Genomic DNA, 16,238 nt, shown 5'->3' with positions numbered 1-16,238 from the left:
GGGACTGCGGACCACGACGTCAGCGGCGCTTCGCGGTGATCGGCACGTGCTTGTAGCCGGACACGAAGTTGGAAATCAGCCGTTCGGGGGTGCCGGCGGATTCGAAGTCCTTGTACCGCGCCAAAAGCTCCTCGAAGAGGGTGCGAAGGGTGATCCGCGCGACGCTGTGCCCGACGCAGTAGTGCGGGCCGATGCCGAACGCGAGGTGCTTGTTCGGCTTGCGGCGGATGTCGAAGGTCCGGGCGTCGGGGAACTCGGTCTCGTCCCGGTTGGCCGCGCCGATCCACACCACCACGGCGTCGCCGGCCGCGATCGTGGTGCCCCGCACGACCACGTCCTCGGTGGCGTAGCGCAGCATGTGGTTCACCGGGGACGCCCAGCGCAGCGCCTCTTCCACCGCGGTGGTGCCCACCTCCGGGTCGGCCGCCCACTGGGGCAGCACGTCGGAGTCGATGAACTCGGCCATCACGAAGGTCGGCGCGTGCGGCGTGGTCACGTTCGCGCCGAGCAGCAGGCTGTAGCAGTTCGACACGATCTCGCCGGGCGACATGTGCCTGCCGTCGAACCGGGTCTTGATCAGCGTGCTGATCAGGTCGTCGCCGACGTTGTCGCGGCGGAACCGCACGAGGTCCTGGAAGTAGGCGAACAGCTCGCGGTGCGCCATCTCCAGCGTCGCGGACCGGCTGCCCTCGTCCTGGTACTCGGGGTCGTCGGCGGCGATGCAGATCGTGGTGAGCCTGCTCAGCCACGGCCAGTCCTCCGGCGGCAGCCCCATCATCGTCCCGGTGACCGACATCGGCATCACCAGCATCGCCTGGCCCCAGTCGAACACGCCGCCGTCACCGATCGGCTCGATCAGCTCCGAGACCAGCTCGCGGATCATCTCGCGCTGCCGGTCGACCGCCTTGACCGCGAGGGCCTTCTTCAGCCGCGCCTGCATGATCGTGTGCCGCGGCGGGTCGGTGACCGCGAGCTGCTGCCCGCCGGCCGGGTCGTCCATGCCGAGCAGCTCCAGCATGGTGCCGCGCTCCGAGGTGAACAGCGTGGTGTTGCGCAGCACGTAGTCGGTTTCCGCGAAGTGCACCACCGACCAGAAGCCGCGTTGATCGTCGACCTGGTGCCAGCTCAGCCCGTCTTGCGCTTGCAGCTCCCGCCACACTTCGTGCGCGTTGCCGTCGCTGTACAGGCGCGGGTCCACCAGATCGGTGTCGACCGCGTGCACCGGGCAGCCGGAAAGGGTTGCGTCGTGGAGGGGCATGGCCGGTGTCCTCATCGTTTCGGGGAGCGAGCCATCCGGCAGACTCCTGATCGGCGGGCGGACGGGTATTGATCCGGAATATGGGCGGCCGGGTAAGTCGCGCACACGAGTAGATCATTCCGTATGAGGTCAGTTCACGAGTCGCCCATATGGACCAGCCGCATTCCGGTACAAACAAACGACCGACCACATCGTGGAATGTGCGGCGTCATTGCCGCGGCCGAAGAAGAAAGAGCGGTATCACCGCTGGTCAGGACAATCGATCGGCTGCCGACCGTAGTGACCTGCCCACTGGCGCATTCGGCCCAACGACGGTTGGTCCAAACGGAAATCCGTCGCTCTCGCGGCCAGGCACCAGCAGTTCACCCCCCAAGCATCCCCCGGTCTTGCGTGTGCTCGCTGCCAGTTAAACACCAGGTTCGCGAAAGCGTCAACCTACCTGTCCGGTAGCCGGCCGCAATGGACCAATGTAGACGAAAATTGGACATTATGGACGGGAATAATCCAGGAATAATCGCGGAACGGGTTCCTGTTGGATGGGGAAATTCGCGCAGTGTTTTTCGCTTGACGGGCCTCAGTGCCCTGCTATAGCTTGATTGAACAGTTGGTGTGAACCACTGCGGGGGCTACGGAGTAACGCTGGGGTCTACTTCCGTTCAGGCAAAATTCTCTTGGGGGCCTTTGTTCATGCGATCGTTTCCTAATGCGCACGCCCTGGCGTCGCTGCGGTGCTCTCTCGGCGGTATGAGCGGGGTCCGGCATCGATGACTGATTCCCCTGCCGCACAAGGCATCTGGTACCCGGCGACACCCACCCAGCAAGGTCTCTGGATCCTCGATCGCATCGAACGGCTGCGTCCCAGCTACCTGCTCCCGAGCGTCCTGGAATTGACCGGGCGGCTCGATCATGAATTGCTGACTTCAGCCGTCGAACGCGCAATGGGCCGCCATCCCGCCCTGCGCTCGCGGTTCCGGCTGGACCCCGCGGCGCTCCGCGTCGAGTACTGCACCGACACCTCCGCGCCCGAGGTCGGCTTCACCGACGCGGTCGCCGACGGCTGGGCCGCCGACGAGGTCGAGCGCTTCGTGGAAGCACTGTGCTACACGCCGTTCGAGCTGGGCGAAGAGGCCCCGGCGCGGGCCGAGGTGATCCGCGTCGCCCCCGACCGCACGCTCCTGGTGCTCACCGTGCACCACATCGTCTTCGACGGGGTGTCCCGGCAGCTCCTGGTGGACGAGATCGGCACGACCTACCGGGCGCTCGCCCGCGGTGCGGAGCCGGAGCTGTCCACCCCGCCGCACCCGTCGCAAGTGCAGGGCGGGCCCGACGACGGGCACCCCGGGCGGGTCGCGGACGTGGTGGAACGGCTGCGCGGCGCGCCGACCACGGTGGCGCTGCCCTACGACGGCGACCCGGACGACCCCGAGCTGTCGCTGATCGGTGCCACCGCGGGCATCCTGCTCGACGCCGACGTCTCGGAGGCCGTGCTGGCAGTGGCCGGGCAGGAGGGCTGCACCGTCTTCATGACCGGCGTGGCGCTGCTGGCCGGCACCTTCGCGCGGACCACCGGGCAGACCGACTTCCTGTTCTCGGTCGTCTGGCCCGGCCGGGACGACCCGGCGGCCGCGGACGTGATCGGGATGTTCATGACCACGCTGGTGCTGCGCGTCCAGCTCGACGCCGGCACCTCGTGGCGGGAGCTGCTGCGGACCGCGCGCGTCGCGGGCATGGAGACGTTCATCGACTCGGACGTGCCGCTGGACGCGATCGCCGCCGCGCTGGACCCGGGGCGCGACATGGCCCGTCCTCCGATGACCCCCGTGCTGGTCAACCTGGCCGAGACGGCGGATCCGCTGGTGCTCGCCCCCGATGTGGCCGGCCACTACCAGCCGCTGCGTCCGGAGTACAGCAAATGGGATCTGGCGCTGTTCGTGGGCGTGGACCAGACCACTGGGCGGGACCGGCTCCGGCTTTCCCTGAACCACCCCGCGGACCTGTTCACCCCGGCCACCACCACCGAGTTCCTGGCGGCGCTGCACCGCAGCGCCGCCGCCATCGCACACAATTCGGAGGAAAACGTGCTGAACCAGGCCGAGCTGGACAACCCCGCCGCGCGGCTGGGCCTCGTCCGGTCCATCTGGCAGGAAGTCCTCAAGACCGATCAGATCGGCGACGACGTCAGCTTCTTCGACGCGGGCGGCGACTCGCTGCGGCTGGTCGTCCTCGTGGAGCGGCTGAGCCAGGCGTCCGGGCGGATGCTGCGCACCGTCGACCTCTTCCGCGCCGGGACCGTACGCGGGCAGGCGGAGCTGCTGGCCGCCCCCGTGGAGGCCGCGACCGCGGGCCGCGGCAGCAGTCGCGACCGCATGCTGGGCGCGGTGCGCGAACGACGCACCGGCGACCAGCGCAGTTGACCGGCCTCGCCGGGTTCACCAGCACACCGGAGCGGGAAGGAACGCGTTGACCACCACGGAGAACGCGGTCGCTGTCGTCGGGATGGCGTGCCGCTTGCCCGGCGCCGGAAATATCGGGGAGTACTGGGAACTGCTCCGCGACGGCGTCGAGGGCATCACCCGGTTCGACGTCGAAGACCTCGTGCGCACGAAGGGCGCCGACCCGGACGACGTGCGGCAGCCGAACTTCGTGCCCGCCAAGGGCGTCATGAAGGACTCGGCGAACTTCGACTGGTCGTTCTTCGGCTACGGCCGTGCCGAGGCCGCGCGAATCGATCCGCAGCAACGGGTCTTCCTGGAGGCGGCCGCGTCCGCGCTGGACGACGCCGGCCTGGATCCCGCCCGCTTCGACGGCTGGATCGGGGTGTACGCGGGCGCCGACCGGACCCAGACCGGCGCCGGGCTGGACCTGAACCCGCTGGACCACATGCTCGGCATGGAGAAGGACCACGTCGCCACCCGCGTCGCCTACAAGCTCGGGCTGCGCGGCCCGGCGCTGACCGTGCAGACGTCGTGCTCCACGTCGCTGGTCGCGGTCCACATGGCGGTGCAGAGCCTGCTGAACCGGGAGTGCGACGCGGCGCTGGCGGGCGGGGTCGCGGTGGCCCCGAAGGGCGAGTGGGGCTACTGGCACGAGCCGGGCGGCCCGCTGTCCGCGGACGGGTACTGCCGCCCGTTCGACGCGTCCGCCACCGGCACCGTGCCGAGCGAGGGCGTCGGCGTGGTGGTCCTCAAGCGGCTCGAGGACGCGCTGGCCGACGGCGACCGGATCGCGGCGGTGGTGCTCGGCTCGGCGCTGAACAACGACGGCGCGGAGAAGATGGGCTACACCACGCCGTCCATTCCCGGTCAGCGGGACGTCATCCGCTACGCGCAGAAGCTCGCGGGCGTCGAAGCGGCCGACATCGACTACGTCGAGGCGCACGGCACCGCGACCCCGATCGGTGATCCCGTCGAGGTGCACGCGCTGACCGAGGCGTTCCGCATGTCCACCGCCGACGCCGGCTTCTGCCTGCTGGGCGGGGTGAAGGGCAACCTCGGCCACACCAGCGCGGCGGCGGGCGTGGCCGCGTTCATCAAGACCGTGCTGATGCTCGAACACGGCGAAGTGGTGCCCAGCCTGCACTTCGACCAGCCGAACCCGCTGCTGGACCTGGCGGACTCGCCGTTCCGGGTCGCCACCGCGCACGCGCCCTGGCCGGACCGTGGCACCCGGCTGGCGGCGGTGAGCTCGTTCGGCGTCGGCGGCACGAACGCCCACGCCGTCCTGCAGGGGCCGCCGGCGCGTGAGCACGCCGCGCCGCGACCGGGCGGGACACTGCTGCCGCTGTCGGCCGCGACCCCGGCCGCGCTCAGCCGGCTGCGCGCGGACCTTTCCGTTGCGGTGCAAGCGGAAACGGACTTGCATGCGGTGGCTCGCAGCTTGGCCGGCCGCCGCGTCCACCCGCACAAGCAGGCGATCGCGGTGTCCGATCCGGCGCACGCCCGCGCCCAGCTGGCCGCCGCGGGCGACCCGGTGTCACCGCGCCCGCTGGGCAAGGTGGCGTTCCTGTTCCCGGGGCACGGCACCCTGCGGTACAACGCGGGCGCGCCCGCCTATCGGCTGCTGCCCGGTTTCCGCCGCCGGTTCGACGAGGTCCGGGACGTCGTGCGCGAGCGGCACGGCGTCGACCTGACGCCGGTGGTGGCCGAGGCCGACGGCGGGCCCGAGTGGTTCGACGACGGCATCAACCAGCAGCTCGGCCTGTGGGCGCTGGGCTACGCGCTGGGCCGTCAGCTCATGGACTGGGGCATCACCCCCGTCGGCATGTTCGGCAACAGCATCGGCGAGTTCGCACCGGCCACCCTGGCCGGGGTGTGGTCGCTCGCCGATGCCGCTGCCGTGGTGCACGAGCGGGCGCGCGTCGCGTGGGCCGAGGCGCCTCCCGGCCGCATGCTCGCGGTGAACGGCACCGCCGACGAGATCCGGCGCCGGATCGGCGCGGACCACCCGGTCAAGGTGTCGGTGATCAGCCGCGGCGGTGTGGTGCTGTCCGGCCTCGAGTCCGATGTGGACGAACTGCTGGCCGGGGACGCGCTGTCCGGATTGGACGTGCGGATGCTGGCCGTGGACCGGCCGGGACACTGCGCGTTGCTGGAGCCGGCGGCGCGGTTCCTGCACAAGGCCATCGCGGAAACTGAGGTCTCGCCGCCGGCGCTGCCGCTGGTGTCCGACAGCACGGGCACGTGGGCCGACCCGGCGGCGGTCGCCGGCTCGGACTACTGGGCCGCGCAGTTCACCCGGCCGGTGCTGCTGGACGCCGGGGTGGCGACCTTGCTGGACGCCGGCGCCGTCACCTTCCTCGAGCTCGGCCCCGGCGGTTCGATGCTGGGCACGGTGCGCTGGAACGAGCGCTGGGACGACACGCACACCGGGCTCCCGCTGCTGGGCCGGGCCGAGGACGGCGACCTGGGCCTGCTGCGGGCACTGGGCGCGCTGTGGGAACGCGGCGTGGACGTGCTGGGCGAGACCGTGCTGGCGGGCACCGAATCCCTGGTGCGCCGATCCCTGCCGCCGCATCCGTTCCTCGGCCAGGACCCGAACGGCGACCAGCCGGTGCGGACCACCACCCGGGCGAAGACGCACCCGGCGCCCGTCGAGGGCTCGGTGCGGCCGGCGCTGGAGCGGGTGTGGTCCACTGCGCTGGGACAGCCACCGGCCTCCGACGCGGACCACTTCTACGCCTTGGGCGGCGAGTCGGTGATGGCGTTGAGCATGATGAGCAGGCTGCGGAACCAGTCCGGGCTCGCGGTGTCACTGGCCGAGTTCTCCCGCGAGCCCACGTTCGGGCGCCTGGTCGAGCTGGCCGAGCGGGACCGGCCGGCGGTGGCGGCCCAGCGCGCGCCGGTGAACGCCGTGCGGCTGCGGGAGGGCCCGGGCCGCCCGCTGTTCCTGGCCGCCGACGCCGCCGGCACCGCGCTCAGCTATCAACCGCTGGCCGACCGGCTCGCCGCGGACCGCCCGGTGTACGGGCTGGAGCCCGACCCGGCGGGCCAGGCGCACAAGTCGGTGGCGCAGGTGGCGGCGCACCACGTGGACGCGGTGCTCGGCATCCAGCCGGAAGGCCCGTACACGCTGGGCGGCTGGTCGTTCGGAGCGGTGGTGGCGCACGAGATGGCCCGGCTGCTCGTCGAGCGCGGCGAAGTCGTCGACGTGCTGCTGTGCATCGACGCGTTCATGCCGGGCCGGCGCGGCCTGCCGATCGGGTTCGACCCCGAATTCCTGTACAGCCACGCCTACTTCCAGGTGGCCGGCGTGCTGAGCCTCGGCGAGGTCGGCCGGCAGATGCGGCGCAACCCCGCGCTGCACAAGCTGTTCCTGAACAAGGCGCGCACGATGCTGCCGTACCGGCCGCGAGCGGTGGACTGCCCGGCGGTGGTGTTCAAGACGGACCTGGACGAGCGCGGGGCGGCGAAGCTCGCCACCCGGCTGGCCCCGCTGTACGGCGGCGTCCGCGTGATCCCGGTGCCGGGGAACCACTGGTCGGTGCTGGCCGAACCGCACGTGCACCGACTCGCCGAAGACCTGCTGACCACGTTGGCCGGCCCCGTGCCGGAGAAGGATTGAGGTCGTGGATGTCCACTGAACCGCGTGAGCGCGGCACGAGCACGCAAGAGCTCGACGCGGGCCCGCCCGAGGCTCTGTCCGAACCGGACGCGGCGGCGCCGGAGACAGCGGTGCCGGAGACCCCGGAGACGCCGCTGATCAAGAACTGGAGCTTCCAGGCGCTCTGGACCAGTGAGGCGTTCGCCGCGATCGCCAAGGAGACCGCGGAGATCGCGTACCCGCTGCTGATCCTGGCCACCACCGGGTCGACGGTGTACGCGGGGGCGGTCGGCTCGATGCAGCTGATCGTGGCGAGCCTGATGTCCATCCCCGGCGGCACCCTCGCCGACCGGCTGGACCGCAAGCTGTTCCTGATGGCCTGCAACCTGATCCGGGTCGTGCTGCTGGGGTTGTTCAGCGTGCTGATCTTCACCCAGAACGCGAGCATGCCGGTGATCTTCGGGATCGCGCTGTGCTCGTCGATCTGCTTCGGCATCGGGCAGCCCGCCGGGGTGGCCGCGATCAAGGCGCTGGTACCGCCGTCCCAGCTGACCGACGCCACCGCGCAGAACCAGGTCCGGTACTTCGGCGCCACCCTGGTCGGCCCGCCGATCGGCGGTGCGCTCTTCGGGGTGGCGCGGGCGTTCCCGTACCTGGCGGCCGCGGTGTCGTTCCTCATCTCCTCGGTGCTCCTGCTGTTCGTGCGCAAGCCGATGCAGAACGAGGAAAGCCGCGCGGCCAAGGAAAAGGGCGGCACCGCCGAGGGCTTCCGGTTCCTGTTCAAGCACCCGATCCTGCGCCCGCTGATCATCTGGATCATGGGCTCGAACATGGCGTTCACCCACTCCGGCGTGTTCCTCGCGCTGATCGCCACCGCGGAGGGCCGGGGCGCCTCGTCCTCGTTCATCGGCGTCACCCTCGCCGTCGCGGGGGTCGGCGGACTGGTCGGCTCGATGGCCGCCGGGTGGGTCTTCAAGAAGTTCAAGCCGTCGACGATCGTGCTGTGGGGCGCGTGGATCGGCCCGGTGGTCGCGATCCTGCTCGCGGTCACGCCGGGCGTGATCCCGCTGGGCTTCATCGTGACGCTGGTGTTCATCCGCGGCCCGATCATCAGCACCGTGTTCCTGTCGTACCTCGCCGCCGTTGCCCCGGACAAGCTCCAGGGCCGCGTGCTCGGCGCGGTGTTCTTCATGTCCATGAGCGCGGCGCCGATCGGCGTCTTCCTGGTCGGCCTGATCTTCAACCTGGCCGGCTCGACCTGGGTGTTCATCACGATGTGCGCGATCTCGGGGGTGGCCGCGCTGCCGACCCTGACCAAGCGCATCCGCACTCTGCCGGCTCCCGAAGCCGTCGCCGTATGACCGTCGTCGGAGGAGATGGAAACCAATGAGCACCGAAGCGCAGCCGGGTGTCGACTACGAAAAGCTCCCTCCGGAGTACTTCACCGAGTCGGCGTACCCCAACAAGCACGCCGACAACGCCGAACTTCGCTCGAAGGGACCGGTGCACCAGGTCAACCACCCGGTCGGCGCCGAGGCGTACGTCGTCATGGACTACGAGACGGTCAGCGGGCTGTTCGACGACCCGCGGATCTCGAAGAGCGTGGACAACGCGCCGGAGTGGTGGCAGGACCTGCTGAAGGACTCCAGCCCGACGCTGATCCGCAACATGCTCACCGCGGACGCCCCGCGGCACACCCGGCTGCGCAAGCTGGTGGCGCAGGCGTTCACCCCGCGCAAGATGCAGCGGCTGCGGCCGGACATCCAGAAGACCACCGACGACCTGATCGACGGCTTCGGGCCCGAGGTCGACCTGTTCGACGAGTTCGCGTTGTCCTTGCCGCTCAAGGTGATCTGCGAGTTCCTCGGGGTGCCGTACGAGGACCGGGCGAAGCTGCACGAGTGGGGCCTGCTGCTCAGCGGCGCGCCGTACGCGACCGAGGAGGAGAACGCCCGCCTCAAGTGGGCCAGCGACAGCATCGAGCAGTATCTGAAGGAGCTGCTGGAAGCGCGCCGCGCCGAGCTGGGCGAAGACCTGGTCAGCACCCTGATCCGCGCCGCGGACGAGGACGGCCGGTTCACCAACGACGAAATCGTGTCCACGATGGTCCTGCTGATCAACGCGGGGCACAAGACCACGGCGTTCACCATCAGCAACGGCATGGAGGCGCTGTTCGCCCACCCGGACCAGCTGGAGCTGCTGCGCAACGACCCGGGCCTCGCGCCGAGCGCGGTCGAGGAGATCCTGCGCTACCAGCCGCCGGTCTACCGCGGCACGCTGCGCCTGGCGGCCGAGGACACGGAACTGGCCGGGGTGCGCATCGGCAAGGAAGCGTTCGTGCACCTGATGATCAGCTCCGCGAACCGCGACCCGAAGGTGTTCGAGGACCCGGATCGCCTGGACATCACCCGCACCGGCAACCGGCACTTCTCCTTCGGCCACGGCGCGCACTTCTGCCCGGGTTCGCCGCTTTCCCGGATCGAGGCCGAGATCGCGTTCAACACCCTGTTGCGCCGGCTCCCGGACCTGAAGCTCGCGGTGCCGCCCGACCAGCTCGAGTGGCTCTACGACAACTCGGTCGGCCGCGGCGTCACCCGCCTGCCGGTCACCTACACCACGAAGCTGCCCCGCTAGTTCCCGGCTGAACGACCTTCTTGGAGCGCTACATGACCGACACTCCCGTCACGCTGATCACCGGCGGTGGCAGCGGCATCGGAGCCGCCACTGCCCGGCAGCTGCTCGAAAAGGGGCAGCGGGTGGCCATCGTCGGACGCGGTCAGGAGCGCCTCGACCGCTTCGCGAAAGAGGTCGGGGAGCCGGACGGGCTGCTGACGCTCCAGGGCGACGCCGGGGACTGGGACTTCGTCCAGTCCGCGGTGTCCGCCACCCTGGAGCGCTTCGGCCGGCTGGACGCCGCGGTCGCGAACGCCGGCTACGCCACGCACGACGGCATTTCGGACGGCGACCCGGCCGGCTGGAAGGACATGGTCCTGTCCAACGTGCTCGGACCGGCCCTGCTGATCCGGGCCGCCCTGTCCGCGCTGAAGGAAACCAAGGGGCGCATCGTGTTCGTCGGCAGCGTCGCCGGGCACGCCTTCGGCGCGGACAACATCTACGGCATCACCAAGTGGGCGATCACCGGCCTCGCCGAGAACACCCGCCGCCACGTCACCACGGAAGGCGTCGGCGTGACGCTGGTTTCGCCGGGGCGCACCGACACGCCGTTCTGGGAGGACTGGGTGGAGCACTTCGGCGGCGAGAAGAGCGAGCTCGGCCTGCTGCTGACGCCCGATCAGGTCGCCGACTCGATCGTGTACGCGCTGAGCCAGCCCTACGGCGTGGACGTCAACACCATCATCATCCGGCCGCTCGGCCAGCCCGCCTGAGGGAGGCGACATGAAGATCGGACTGGTGTGCCTGCCGTTCGCCGGCGCGGGAGCGTCGTTTTTCCACCCATGGCAGGAAATCGCGGGTGACCGGCTGGTCGTCGTGCCGCTGCAGCTGCCCGGCCGGGAGCGGCGGATCGACGCCGAGCCGTACCGGGACGCCGTGGTCGCGGCCGACGGGCTGCTGCCGGATCTGGTGAGCCAGCTCGACGGCCTGACCGACGTCGTGCTGTTCGGGCACAGCCTGGGCGCGGTGCTGGCCTACGAGCTGGCCCACCGGGTCGCCGCGCACCCGGACCTGGTGCTGCGCCGGCTGTTCGTCAGCGGTGCGCTGGAACCGCACACCCAGCGCGCGGAGCGGGCCACCGGCCTGCCCGACGACGAGTTCGTCGCCAGGGTGTCGCAGTTCGCCGGGGTGCACCACGAGGCGATGGAGGACCCGGAGATGCGCGAGCTGATCCTCCCGACGCTGCGCGCCGACGTGGAGATGCACGAGAACTACCGGCCGGGCACCGGCGAGCGGCTGCCCGCGCCCATCACGTCGCTGCGCGGTTCGGAGGACACGCTGGTGACCGCGGCCGAGGGCGCCCGCTGGTCCGAAGTGGCCGGTGCCGGCTTCGAGTACGTGGAGCTGCCCGGCGGCCACATGTACCTGACGGAGTCGGCATCCGACCTGCTGAAGCTGATCGACACCACGGTTTGAGAAGGGGATTCGCGTGCGGTTGACCGGAAAGGTCGTCGTCGTCACCGGGGCGGCCCGCGGGATAGGGCGTGCCACCGCGGTCGCCTGCGCCGAGGAAGGCGCGGACCTGGTACTGCTGGACGCGTGCTCGGACCTGCCGGGCGTGCCGTACCCGCTGGGGTCGGCCAGCCAGCTGGAACACACCGGCGCGCTGTGCCGGGACCGGGGCGTTTCGGTGCTCACCGCGAAGGCGGACGTGCGCGACACCGGGTCCGTCCGGGACGCGGTGGAGCTGACCGTCGAGCGCTACGGCCGGATCGACACGGTGGTGAACAACGCCGGCATCGCCGCGCCCGCGGGCAAGCGGGTCCACGAGATCACCGAAGACGAGTGGTCGCTGATGATCGACGTCGACCTGACCGGCCCGTGGCGGCTGATCCGCGAGGTCGCCACGATCATGAGCGAGCAACGCTCCGGCAGCATCGTGAACATCGCGGCCACCGCCGGATTGGTCGGCTACCCGCACTTCGCCGCGTACGTGGCCGCCAAGCACGGGCTGATCGGGCTGACCAAGGCCGCGGCGCTGGACTACGCGCCGATGCAGGTGCGGGTGAACGCGGTGTGCCCGGGCAACGTCCGGGACACCGCCGATGGCGAGGGCGTGATGCTGCGGGAGATCGCTCGCGCGCTGGACGTCCCCGCGGAGGAGCAGGTGGCCGCGTTCACCCAGGCGCAGCCGATGAACCGGCTTACCGAGCCCGGCGACGTGGCCGGGGCCGTGGTGTTTCTCGCGTCGGACGACTCGGCGCGGGTGACCGGCTCGGTAGTGACCGTCGACGGTGGCTTCACCGCGCACTGACCAGGAGGACATGTGTTTTCAGGTGCCCGATGCCACGCGCTGCGGGTCCGGCTCGCCGAGGCGGTCCGCCCGGAGGCGCCGAGCGCGCCCGGCCGGTCCCGGCTGTGGGTGGAGGACGTACCCGCCGGCTCGGCGGAGCCGGTCGCACAACGGTTGCGTGAAGCCGAAATGAGCCGGGCGACGACCGGTCTGCGGTGCACGCTGGTGCGTTACCGGGACCGGGTCGCGGACCTGGTCCTGGTGGCGGACCGGGGAGTCCTGGACGCCGCCGGGCTGCGCGCGGTGGCGGCCGCGCTGACCGGCGCCGAACCGGGGGAACCCGCCGGTACCGAGGTTTCGGCGGTCGCGGCGGCCGCGGTGCCCGACTGGGCTTCGGCGGCCGACCCCGTGGACGCGGGTTCGGCCGAGCTGGTCCTGCCGCTGTCCGAAGGCGGAACCGAGGACAGCTGGCGCACCGCGCTCGCGATCACCCTGGTGCGCTACGCCTCGGTCGACTCGCCCGGCTGGGCGGTCATCGGCACCGACCGGGGCGCGGTGCGGGTGACGCCGGGCGCCCCCGCGGAACCGACGGACGATCCGGCCGCCGCCGGGCTGCTGGTGTCCGATGTGGACTTCGGGGCCGACGAGTACCGGCCCTGCCTGGCGCCGCCGTTGCCGTTGACGTTCTCGTTGTGGCGCCAGGGCGACACGGTCCGGTTGCGCTGCGACCACCAGGCCGGGCGGATCTCGCCCGCGCAGGTCGGGCAGTTCACCCGGCACCTCGCGCACGTGCACCGCCAGGTTCTGGCGAACCCGGACGTGGCCGTCGACGCGATTGAGCTGCTGGACGCGGCGGAACGCGAGCGGGTGGCCGCGCTGGGCCGCCCGGACCAGGAGGTGCCGAGCACGCCGGTCCGGATCGACGCGGCGTTCCGCGCGGTCGCGGCCCGCACCCCCGAGCTGGTCGCGCTGACCGACGGCGAGGTTTCCCTGACCTACCAAGAACTCGACGAGCGTTCGGACGCGGTGGCGAGCGGGCTGCGCGCGCTGGGCGTGTCGGACGGTGACCGCGTCGGGGTGTGCCTGGAGCGCACCGCCGAACTCGTCGTCACCCTGCTGGGCGTGCTCAAGGCGGGTGCCGCCTACGTGCCGACCGACCCGGCCTATCCGGCCGAACGGCTGGCCTACACCGCGCAGAACGCGGACCTGGAGCTGGTGCTCACGCGGCTGCCCGAACTCCCCGGCGCTGCGTCCCCGGTGACCCCGGACGAGGTGATCGCGGCCGGGACCGAACCGGTCACCAGCTCGGTGTCCGCGGACGACCCCGCGTACGTGATCTACACGTCCGGCTCGACGGGCCGGCCCAAGGGCGTCGTAGTGCCACACCGCAACGTCATCGCGTTGGTGGACGCGACCCGCGACGAGTACGCACTCGGCTCGTCGGACGTCTGGTCCCTGTTCCACTCCAGCGCGTTCGACGTTTCGGTGTGGGAGATCTTCGGCTGCCTGCTCACCGGCGGCCGGCTGGTCGTGGTGCCCTACTTCGTCTCCCGCGAACCGGAGAAGTTCCGCGACCTGCTGGCGGCGGAGCGGGTCACGGTGCTCAGCCAGACCCCGTCGGCGTTCGCGCAGCTGCTCGAAGTGCCCCACCAGGACCTGGTGGTGCGGCTCGTGGTGTTCGCCGGTGAACCGCTGGACCAGCGGGCGCTGCTGCCGTGGTTCGACGCGCATCCCGAGCTCGAGGCACGCTTTCCCGCCGAGAGCGCATCAACACGGTCGGCCTGCCGCGTGGTGAACATGTTCGGCATCACCGAAACCACCGTGCACAGCACGCACCAGACGGTCACCCGGCGGCACGCGCTGGCCGGGTCGCGGTCGGTGGGACCGGCTCTGCCCGGGTGGTACCTGTACGTCGTGGACCCGTCGGGACGGCTGCAGCCGCCGGGCGTGGCGGGCGAGATCTGGGTCGGCGGTGCCGGGGTGACCTCCGGCTACCTGGGCCAGGACGACCTGACCGCCCAGCGCTTCACCGAGGACCCGGTGCGGCCTGGCGGCCGGGTCTACCACTCGGGCGACCTCGGCCGGCTGCGGCCGGACGGCGCGCTGGAACACCTGGGACGCATCGACAGCCAGGTGAAGGTGCGCGGGTTCCGCATCGAGCTGGACGAGATCCGCGCGGTGCTCCTGGAGAACCCGGACGTGCGCACGGCGGCCGTCGTGGTGCGGCGGAACGACCCGGACGACGCGGCCACCGTCCGGCTCGACGCGTACGTGGTGCTGGCCGCCGGCAGTGCGGGGGTTCCCGGTGCGACGTCGAGCGTGCGAAAGCGGGCCGCCGAGATCCTGCCCGACTACATGGTGCCGACCTCGGTGACCGCGCTGGATTCGCTGCCGCTCACCACGAACGGCAAGCTGGACGCGGCGAAGCTGCCGGCGCCGGCGACCCCGGCGGCCCCGGTCGAAGCGCCCGCGGACGGCGACGGCCTGGCGTCCCGGCTGCGCGAGGTGTGGGGCTCGGTGCTCGGCGTGCCGGTCGGGCTGGACGACGACTTCTTCGAGCTGGGCGGCAATTCCCTGTTCGCGGTCCGCATCGGGGCGCGCATGCGGGAGGGCGGTCTGCCGTCGCTGCACCTGCGTGAGCTGTACCGCAACCCGACGATCCGCTCGGTGCTTTCGGCTCTCTCCGCCTGACCTGAACGCTCCACAATGGACAGCTACCCGGCGGCGGGTGAGCCCCGACTTACTGGAAAGGAAGCCGGCGATGACGAAGTCGATCTACGAGGTGGGCGAGATCCCGCCCATGGGCAGCGTGCCGGAACAGATGTACGCCTCGGTGATCCGCCCCGAGCGGTACGGGCCGCCCAGCGGCGCCTTCGAGATCGAGCGAGTGCCGGTGCCCGAGCTGGGCCGCGGCCAGGTCCTGGTGCTCGTGATGGCCGCCGGGATCAACTACAACAACGTCTGGGCGGCGCTGGGCTATCCGTTCGACGTGATCGCGGCCCGCACGAAGGCCGGTGACGAGACCGGTTTCCACATCGGCGGCTCGGAGGGCGCCGGCGTGGTGTGGGCGGTCGGCGAGGGCGTCCGCGACGTCCAGGTCGGCTCCGAGGTCTGCCTGTCCGGGCTCCAGTGGGACGAGCTGGCCAACGACATCAGGCTGGGCGCGGACCCGATTCTGTCGACCACGCAGGCCGTTTGGGGCTACGAGAACAACTTCGGCTCCTTCGCGCAGTTCACCGTCGTCGACGAGTACCAGTGCCACCCCAAGCCCGCGAACCTCACGTGGGAGGAGGCGGCCTGCTTCATGCTGACCGGTGTCACGGCGTACCGGCAGCTGCGCGGCTGGGACCCGCACGTCGTGCGGCCCGGCGACCCGGTGCTCATCTGGGGCGGGGCGGGCGGGCTCGGCTCGATGGCCATCCAGATCGTCCGCCTCTTCGGTGGTGTCCCGATCGCGGTCGTCTCCGACGACGCCCGCGCCGAGTACTGCCTGCGGCTGGGCGCCGAAGGCGTCATCAACCGCAAGGAGTTCGACCACTGGGGCCGGCTGCCCGACGTGACCGACGACGAGGCGATGGCGCGGTGGACGCACGGCGCGCGCAACTTCGGCCGCCGGATCTGGGACATCCTCGGCGAGCGCCGCTCGCCGCGCATCGTGCTGGAGCACGTCGGCCAGGACAGCATCCCCACCTCGCTCTACGTGGCCGACGCGGGCGGCATGGTGGTGATCTGCGGCGGCACCAGCGGCTACAACGCCGACACCGACCTGCGGCACTTCTGGATGCGCCAGAAGCGGCTGCAAGGCTCGCACTACGCCAACACGCGCGAGTGCCGCGAGGTGACCCTGCTGGTCGGGGCGGGCAAGCTCGACCCGTGCCTGTCCTGGTGCGGTGACCTGAGCGAGGTGGGCAAGGCGCACCAGCTGATGCGCGACAACGCCCACCCGCCGGGCAACATGGCCGTCCTCGTCAACGCGCCCCGCCCCGGGCTGCGCGACCTGGCGTCCACCCGCGACGCACTCGCCACGGTCTGAGG

10 protein-coding genes are annotated in these 16,238 nt (G+C 71.0%); 9 read left to right on the top strand and 1 reads right to left on the bottom strand.

Annotation, left to right across the window (positions count from 1 at the left end; all coding sequences use genetic code 11):
* Window positions 1-19: 19 nt before the first annotated feature.
* Window positions 20-1,258 (bottom strand): cytochrome P450, encoded by a 1,239-nt coding sequence (locus BMY97_RS17730; protein WP_091617971.1) that lies wholly within the window; start codon window positions 1,256-1,258, stop codon window positions 20-22.
* 764 nt (window positions 1,259-2,022) lie between these two features.
* Here BMY97_RS17730 and BMY97_RS17725 point away from each other — a divergent pair.
* From BMY97_RS17725 to ccrA, 9 genes are all read left to right on the top strand, one after another.
* Entirely contained in the window at window positions 2,023-3,672 is a 1,650-nt protein-coding gene (locus BMY97_RS17725; protein ID WP_091617970.1) for a condensation domain-containing protein, read from the top strand.
* A gap of 46 nt (window positions 3,673-3,718) precedes the next feature.
* Window positions 3,719-7,318 carry a type I polyketide synthase gene (locus BMY97_RS49145; protein ID WP_281246905.1) on the top strand — a complete coding sequence of 1,200 codons (3,600 nt, stop codon included), beginning with the start codon at window positions 3,719-3,721 and terminating at the stop codon, window positions 7,316-7,318.
* 8 nt (window positions 7,319-7,326) lie between these two features.
* A complete protein-coding gene (locus BMY97_RS17715; RefSeq protein WP_091617969.1) occupies window positions 7,327-8,658 on the top strand; it encodes an MFS transporter in 1,332 nt (443 codons plus the stop codon).
* Between the two features lie 25 nt (window positions 8,659-8,683).
* Window positions 8,684-9,931: a cytochrome P450 family protein gene (locus BMY97_RS17710; protein ID WP_091617968.1), complete on the top strand. Its 1,248-nt coding sequence runs from the start codon at window positions 8,684-8,686 to the stop codon at window positions 9,929-9,931.
* Window positions 9,932-9,963: 32 nt separating this feature from the next.
* Window positions 9,964-10,683 carry an SDR family oxidoreductase gene (locus BMY97_RS17705; RefSeq protein ID WP_091618204.1) on the top strand — a complete coding sequence of 240 codons (720 nt, stop codon included), beginning with the start codon at window positions 9,964-9,966 and terminating at the stop codon, window positions 10,681-10,683.
* 10 nt (window positions 10,684-10,693) lie between these two features.
* Window positions 10,694-11,386 carry a thioesterase II family protein gene (locus BMY97_RS17700; RefSeq protein ID WP_091617967.1) on the top strand — a complete coding sequence of 231 codons (693 nt, stop codon included), beginning with the start codon at window positions 10,694-10,696 and terminating at the stop codon, window positions 11,384-11,386.
* Between the two features lie 13 nt (window positions 11,387-11,399).
* Window positions 11,400-12,224 carry an SDR family oxidoreductase gene (locus BMY97_RS17695; RefSeq protein ID WP_091617966.1) on the top strand — a complete coding sequence of 275 codons (825 nt, stop codon included), beginning with the start codon at window positions 11,400-11,402 and terminating at the stop codon, window positions 12,222-12,224.
* Window positions 12,225-12,236: 12 nt separating this feature from the next.
* On the top strand, window positions 12,237-14,894 hold the full coding sequence (locus BMY97_RS17690) for a non-ribosomal peptide synthetase (protein ID WP_218156797.1): 2,658 nt from the start codon (window positions 12,237-12,239) through the stop codon (window positions 14,892-14,894).
* A 70-nt stretch (window positions 14,895-14,964) separates the two neighbouring features.
* A complete protein-coding gene (gene ccrA, locus BMY97_RS17685; protein ID WP_091617965.1) occupies window positions 14,965-16,236 on the top strand; it encodes a crotonyl-CoA carboxylase/reductase in 1,272 nt (423 codons plus the stop codon).
* Window positions 16,237-16,238 lie beyond the last annotated feature (2 nt).

Source organism: Amycolatopsis saalfeldensis (genome assembly GCF_900110575.1).
GTDB lineage: Bacteria > Actinomycetota > Actinomycetes > Mycobacteriales > Pseudonocardiaceae > Amycolatopsis > Amycolatopsis saalfeldensis.
Note: the sequence above shows the minus strand (reverse complement) of the source record. Positions and strands in the feature narration are given on the sequence as shown.